Here is a 7,167-nt window from a genome sequence, read left to right as displayed (position 1 = left end):
TTATGCAGTTACTTTAGCAACAACACCAGCACCTACAGTACGACCACCTTCACGGATCGCAAAACGTAGACCTGGGTCCATTGCGATCGGGTGGATTAACTCTACTGACATTTCTACGTTGTCACCAGGCATTACCATTTCTACGCCATCTTGTAATTTGATCGCGCCAGTTACGTCAGTTGTACGGAAGTAGAACTGTGGACGGTAACCGTTAAGGAATGGAGTATGACGACCACCTTCTTCTTTAGAAAGTACGTATACTTCTGCATCGAATTTAGTGTGTGGCTTGATTGTACCTGGTTTAGCAAGTACTTGACCACGTTGTACGTCTTCACGCTTAGTACCACGAAGTAAGATACCACAGTTCTCACCCGCACGACCTTCGTCAAGAAGTTTACGGAACATTTCAACGCCAGTAACTGTAGTCGTTTGAGTATCACGGATACCAACGATTTCAACAGACTCACCAACTTTGATGATACCAGCTTCTACACGACCAGTTACTACTGTACCACGACCAGAGATAGAGAATACGTCTTCGATTGGCATCAAGAATGCTTTATCGATTGCACGCTCTGGTTCTGGGATGTAAGAATCAAGCGCTTCTACAAGTGCAAGAACAGAAGCTTCGCCGTAAGGGCCGTCGTTACCGTTTAATGCTTGAAGAGCTGAACCACGGATGATTGGAGTGTCATCACCTGGGAAGTCATAAGTAGAAAGAAGTTCACGAACTTCCATTTCTACTAATTCAAGTAATTCTTCATCATCAACAAGGTCACACTTGTTTAAGAATACGATGATGTAAGGTACACCGACCTGACGAGAAAGAAGGATGTGTTCACGAGTTTGTGGCATTGGACCATCAGTCGCAGCACATACAAGGATCGCGCCGTCCATCTGAGCAGCACCAGTAATCATGTTTTTAACATAATCGGCGTGGCCCGGGCAGTCTACGTGAGCGTAGTGACGGATTGGAGAATCGTATTCTACGTGTGATGTATTAATTGTAATACCACGTGCTTTTTCTTCAGGAGCAGAGTCGATTTGTGAGTAATCTTTCGCTTCACCGCCGTAAGTTTTTGCACAAATTGTTGCAATCGCAGCAGTTAAAGTTGTTTTACCATGGTCAACGTGACCAATTGTACCCACGTTTACGTGTGGTTTATTACGTTCAAACTTAGCCTTAGCCATTTGATTTTCCTCGTTTACGTCGACACCAGTTTAGAGAAAAACAACCCTGAAAAACTTTCTTTATCGACATTCGCCTAAAAAACTAGACACCTAATACTTGAAAAGCAGACTATAATAGCCTGCTTCTTTTTAAATCTTTGTAGAAATTCTACCAAGTTGTATATCTGGAGCTCTTATCGAGATTTGAACTCGAGACCTCTCCCTTACCAAGGGAGTGCTCTACCACTGAGCTATAAGAGCGATCTCTTCGATGGAGCGGGAGACGAGGATCGAACTCGCGACATGCAGCTTGGAAGGCTGCCACTCTACCAACTGAGTTACTCCCGCGCGTTGGTACTTAACCACTTCAATCGAAGCTAGATGGTGGTGAGAGAAGGATTCGAACCTTCGAAGCTTTCGCAACAGAGTTACAGTCTGCCCCCTTTGGCCGCTCGGGAATCTCACCATATCACACTTACACAGTGCTGTTCTTCACTCTAACACTCTACTACATTAAGATGGTGCCGGCACACGGATTCGAACTGTGGACCTACTGATTACAAGTCAGTTGCTCTACCAACTGAGCTATGCCGGCGTTTCTTAGTGTTTCGTACGTTTCGTATCGGAACGGTGTGCAGTTTAGCAAAACTCTCAGGCTATGCAAGCAGTTTTTTTATAAAAACTGCGAAAAACTCATAAAATCAAACCATTTGATGATAATTCAACCGCTTTGATCACTGCGCGAGCTTTTATTTGAGTTTCATTCCATTCTGATTCTGGATTTGAGTCTGCAACAAGCCCTGCTCCAGCTTGCACATATACTTTTTTATCACGAATCACACAGGTACGAATCGCGATCGACATATCCATTTCACCATGCCAACCCAAATATCCAACAGCACCACCAAATACACCACGCTTAACTGGTTCTACTTCATCAATGATTTCCATTGCACGAATTTTAGGTGCACCTGAAAGTGTGCCCGCAGGGAATGTCGCTTTAAATACATCAAGCGCATCGACATCATCTCGAACCTCCCCCTGTACATTTGAGACGATATGCATCACATGTGAGTAGCGCTCAATCACCATACGATCAGTGACTTGAACCTTACCAATCTTTGAAACCCGACCAACATCATTTCGTCCAAGATCAATCAGCATTAAATGTTCTGCAATTTCTTTTTCATCAGCCAATAAATCTTGCTCTAAAGCCAAATCTTCTTCTTTAGTTTTTCCACGTGGTCGAGTGCCTGCTAAAGGACGTACTGTTGCGATACCATTCTCCAAACGAGACAAAATCTCAGGAGATGAACCAACAATATGAAAAGGCTTCTGATCCGTCAGTGTTTGTCCTTGTACCAAGAATAAATAAGGTGAAGGGTTTAAATGACGGAGTGCACGATAAACCTGTAATGCTTCACCATCAAAATCAGAAACCATACGCTGACCAGGTACCACCTGCATCACATCACCAGCACGAATGTACTCTTTTACCTTCTCAACGGTTGCAAGGAACTTCTCTTTACCTGTAATAGATTCAAAATGAGGAGCAGAATGCGGCTTTGCTTGCAGACTTACAGGTGTTGCAAGTAATTGTTCAAGTTGATCTAATTTTTGTTGTGCTTGTTGATAGGCATTTTCTTGATTCACATCAGCATGATGAATCAAAAATAACGTATCTTTCAAATTATCAAAAACAATAACTGTTTTAGATAGCATTAACCATAAATCGGGTAAAGACACAGGGTCGGCTGTTGGTACATTTTTAAGTTTAGGTTCAATATAACGCACTGCATCATAACCAAGATAACCAACTAAACCGCCAGTAAAGCTTGGTAAATCAGGCAACTCATTTTGAGTCGGCACTTTAAATTGTTTTTGAAAATCACGTATATATTGGAATGGATCACTACATTCTTGTTGAATAACAGAACCATCCAACTGTTGAATAGTCAAGATTCCTGCATTGCAAGAAAAAACTGTCGACTCTCCCAACCCAATCATGGAATAACGCGCCCAGTTCTCCCCACCTTCAACAGACTCAAACAAATATGCTTGTTTGTGTTCTTTGAAGCGCGCGAAAACAGAAAGCGGAGTTTCGGTATCCGCTAAACGTTGACGGTATACAGGAATAGTGTTGTAGCCTAAAGATTTTAACTGTTCGAATTGTACTAAGGTCGTCATGAATATTCTCTATGGTTTCGATTTAATCTGCGTTTAGTTTTAATGCTGCTTTAATCCCGCCATCGAAAAACCATACTCATTTTCATGCCCTTCTCCTCACCTGATCTTCATCTACCAATTCTGCCAAACTATCTATCACTTGTTGTGGTTGGCAGTCATAGATACTTTCTCCATGATTATAGCCATAGCTGACCACAATACAATCTATACCTGCACGTCTTGCCGCTTCAACATCATTACTTGAATCGCCAATCATCAACGTTTCAGAAGCCAGAGCATTTTGCTGCTGCATACAATGTAACAATGGCAACGGATGTGGTTTGCGCTCAGCTAAACTATCACCTCCAATTACCATTTTAAAATAAGCACTCAATCCCAAAACATCGAGAATACCTCGAGCCAAGTGTTCAGGCTTATTGGTTACACATGCCATCGTAATTTGATGTGTTTGACAATACTGTAAAAATTCCAACACCCCTGCATATACTTTCGTGTCGACACATAATTCCTGTGCATAAATTTCAACAAATGTATCAAGTAAATGATTGAGTTGTTCTGGGTTAGCATCCCCAAATAAATGATCAAGCACCGTTTCACACAACTTTGCAGCGCCTTTTCCAACCCAAGCTCGAATCTGCACTTCCGTGACTAATGGAAATCCTAGTTTTTCCAAACTGAGATTCATCGCACGGTACAAATCTGCTGCAGAATCAACAAGTGTTCCATCGAGATCAAAGAGAATAAGGCTACGACGCTCTAACTGTGCAATTAGCATAAATTTACTCGACATAAAAAAGGCATACGCTCATGGTATGCCCTGATTGTAAAAGCTTCGCGTAATTATTTAAAGAACAGCCAAGCAATCACAGCCAAAATGATCAGCACGATAATTGAAATCAAACCTACAGATGCATTTTTTTGTTGTTCAACTTCTTGTGCCACTCGTGATACAGGCTCTTCAAATGGAATAGGTTGTTGCTCTAAAGTCGACTGCACATCAACACCTTGTGGTATCGGCGCAGGCTTGGGAATCGCAACTTGCTGCGGCATTCCATCACGACTAATTGGAGTTTCGACAGCACGTTCAGCTATACTTGGCATGCCTTGGTCGTGTGATGTTGATGGCGCTGGTTCTGCTTCAATTTCAGGCAATTCAGCATCAACAGGTGCAAGTACAGAAAACATAAAGCTCGCAAATTGCAAAATATCCCCATCATGCAACTCTGTTTCTTGTTCAATTTTCAAATCATTGATAAATGTGCCATTTGAAGAATTCAAATCTTGAACCCAAAGCTGATGATCTTTCAACAACAAGGCAGCATGTCGACGAGAAATATCGGCGGATTGCAACAAAAGGTCAGCATCTTGATGACGACCAACTAACATATCACGCTCTACGCTAATCTCTTGCCCCGTAAATTCACCCGTAATGGCTTGTAGTTTCCAAGTCATAGATGCATATCCTTATAAAATTTCTCTCAATTTTAACATTGTGACATAAGGTCTTCTGTGCATCTACTGTGAAGATGCCGAACGAATCGTCGTAGTTGTCACTGTATTCTTACTACGCTCAGTCGATTTTGCTGGCAGCTGAATAGTTTGCTGTTGCACCTGAGGTTCAATAGTCGCTACAGGCGTAGTTACGACACTGCTTTGAGTTTGTGTTGCTGTTGGAACCTTTTGATACGGTGACGTAGTATTTAACGGTTGTTGACGATAAATATCAGCCACATTTTCAGGCAACTTAGCAAAATTACCATTTTTATCCATAGCTAGCTGCAAGCTATAAAGCTGATTGTAACGTTGTTGAGAAATTCGACGCACATCATCCGAATCACCAACAATCGTTGGGTGAATGAAAACCAAGAGATTACGTTTTTCATTGGTTTTACTGTCTGCACGGAATAATCGACCAAGGTAAGGAATATCACCTAAGACAGGCAATCCTTGTCTCGAATGGATTGAATTGTCGGAAATCAAACCACCCAGAACAACCGTTTGGCCATGATCAGCTAAAACCGAAGTTTTGATGGCACGCTTACTGGTCACCAAATCCGTTGCTTGACCGCGACTTTCCTGTACAGCAGAGACTTCTTGCTCAACCTCTAACCGAACAGAACCACCTTCACCAATATGCGGTACAACTTTTAGCGTTACACCCACATCCTTACGTTCAACAGTGGTGTATGGATTCACACCTGTGCTGTTAGTCGTCACAGAACCAGTTACGAATGGTACATTCTGACCCACAACAATATAGGCTTCCTCATTATCCATCGTCACAATAGATGGTGTGGAAAGAAGGTTGGATTTCGTGTTACTTTTTAGCGCCTGAATCAATGCACCATAAAGCTTACGCGAACCATTCGCACCCTCTTTATAGTCACCCACCACAATCGAAGAACCAGCCCCAATCGCAGAACCCAAACCAGCCGCTCCACCTGTCAAATATCCAGCAGCTAGTTTTGATAAACTAGATCCAACATTGGTAAAGTTTATTAATCCAATACCACTACTTATATCACCCAATGCCCACTGAACACCCAATTGATCTGCATCATCACCAGCAACTTCAATAATTGCCGCTTCGATCAGCACCTGTTGACGACGTATATCTAATTGCTGGATCGCGGCCTCAATTTCACGCATTAACTGAGGATCCGCTTTAACTACCAATGCATTCTGCGTACTGTCCGCAATAATGCTAACACCATTTCCATTAAAGCTTGAAACACCTGCATTTTGATTATTTGAGCCGCTATTCAAATTAATTGAAGGCGTGGAAATCGAGGAAGATGATCCAGATGTTGAATTTGAGCTTTGATTGTTTGAAACAAGGTTATTGATTGGGTTATTTGATGAGCCTGCATTATTTGATGCTGAAGACGATGAAACTGATTGACCAGTGACCAAGCCTTGCAAAATTTCAGCTAAGTTTTTTGCACTGGCGTATTTCAAACGAAAAACCTTCAAACCGCCCAAACGATCTGCCGAAGGCACATCCAACATTTCGATCATTTGACGTAAACGTTTACGCGAATCAGGATCACCCTTAATCAAAATGCGATTAGTCCGATTATCCGCAATAATGCGTACACGTGAGCCAATAAAATCTTTAGATGCGCCTGTTGCACTCATCGTTTCTAGCAAACCAATAATTTCTTCTGCTTGGCTTGATTGCAAACTAATCGCTTCAATATCATTCTGGCCTGTGCCATCAAGATTACGCACAATATTTTCTAACTGATAAATATTTGCGGCACGATCAGAAACAATCAGCGCATTTGTTCCTGCTACAGCAGCTAAATGCGCGAATTGTGGCATCAGAGGACGAAGTGCAGGAATCAAATCATTAGGGTTGGTATTTTGCAGCCAAATCACACGTGTAACGATTTGGTCTCCACCCGCACGACTGCGTGAATCATATGGGATACCAGAATTTTTCACATTGCTATCAGGAACAAGTTTTACAGTATTTCCCGATGGTAAAGCCACAACACCGTTAACATTCAAAACACCTAAAAATAGGTCATAAACCTCATCTTTATTTAAAGGCTTATTTGAAATCACCGTGACGTTACCACGTACACGAGGATCAACCGCAAAGTTTTTCCCCGTAATATCTGCAACTTCATTAATAAATGCTGTTAAGTCCGCATCACGTAAATTGATCTTCCATGTTTGTGCTTGCACATGGGTACTGATTGACGCGGCTAAAGGTGCTGCGGCAAGTAATGCCCAAAGTGGACGTTGATGATTTAAAAAAGCCATAACCTGCACTTATTCCTAACTTATGTGGTGACGTGTTAT

Annotated in this window: 5 protein-coding genes and 4 tRNA genes; all 9 read right to left on the bottom strand. The window is 42.0% G+C overall.

Annotated elements, in window-relative coordinates; translation table 11 throughout:
- Positions 1 to 1,191 carry an elongation factor Tu gene (gene tuf, locus MKL32_RS13715; protein ID WP_004913952.1) on the bottom strand — a complete coding sequence of 397 codons (1,191 nt, stop codon included), beginning with the start codon at positions 1,189 to 1,191 and terminating at the stop codon, positions 1 to 3.
- A gap of 165 nt (positions 1,192 to 1,356) precedes the next feature.
- Positions 1,357 to 1,431, bottom strand: a tRNA-Thr gene (locus MKL32_RS13710).
- An 11-nt stretch (positions 1,432 to 1,442) separates the two neighbouring features.
- Positions 1,443 to 1,518: transfer RNA gene (locus MKL32_RS13705), tRNA-Gly, on the bottom strand.
- 34 nt (positions 1,519 to 1,552) lie between these two features.
- Positions 1,553 to 1,636 (bottom strand) — tRNA-Tyr (locus MKL32_RS13700).
- Positions 1,637 to 1,689: 53 nt separating this feature from the next.
- Positions 1,690 to 1,765 (bottom strand) — tRNA-Thr (locus MKL32_RS13695).
- 98 nt (positions 1,766 to 1,863) lie between these two features.
- Positions 1,864 to 3,357 (bottom strand): anthranilate synthase component I, encoded by a 1,494-nt coding sequence (gene trpE, locus MKL32_RS13690; protein ID WP_005403549.1) that lies wholly within the window; start codon positions 3,355 to 3,357, stop codon positions 1,864 to 1,866.
- 82 nt (positions 3,358 to 3,439) lie between these two features.
- Positions 3,440 to 4,132: a phosphoglycolate phosphatase gene (locus MKL32_RS13685; RefSeq protein ID WP_005403548.1), complete on the bottom strand. Its 693-nt coding sequence runs from the start codon at positions 4,130 to 4,132 to the stop codon at positions 3,440 to 3,442.
- Positions 4,133 to 4,197: 65 nt separating this feature from the next.
- Positions 4,198 to 4,809 (bottom strand): FHA domain-containing protein, encoded by a 612-nt coding sequence (locus MKL32_RS13680; RefSeq protein ID WP_126132049.1) that lies wholly within the window; start codon positions 4,807 to 4,809, stop codon positions 4,198 to 4,200.
- A gap of 63 nt (positions 4,810 to 4,872) precedes the next feature.
- A complete protein-coding gene (gspD, locus tag MKL32_RS13675; protein ID WP_126132050.1) occupies positions 4,873 to 7,128 on the bottom strand; it encodes a type II secretion system secretin GspD in 2,256 nt (751 codons plus the stop codon).
- Between the last annotated feature and the right edge of the window lie 39 nt (positions 7,129 to 7,167).

Source organism: Acinetobacter sp. AOR34_HL, assembly GCF_027854795.1.
GTDB lineage: Bacteria > Pseudomonadota > Gammaproteobacteria > Pseudomonadales > Moraxellaceae > Acinetobacter > Acinetobacter junii.
The sequence above is the reverse complement of the archived record's forward strand: the minus strand, read 5'-3'. Positions and strand labels throughout refer to the sequence as shown.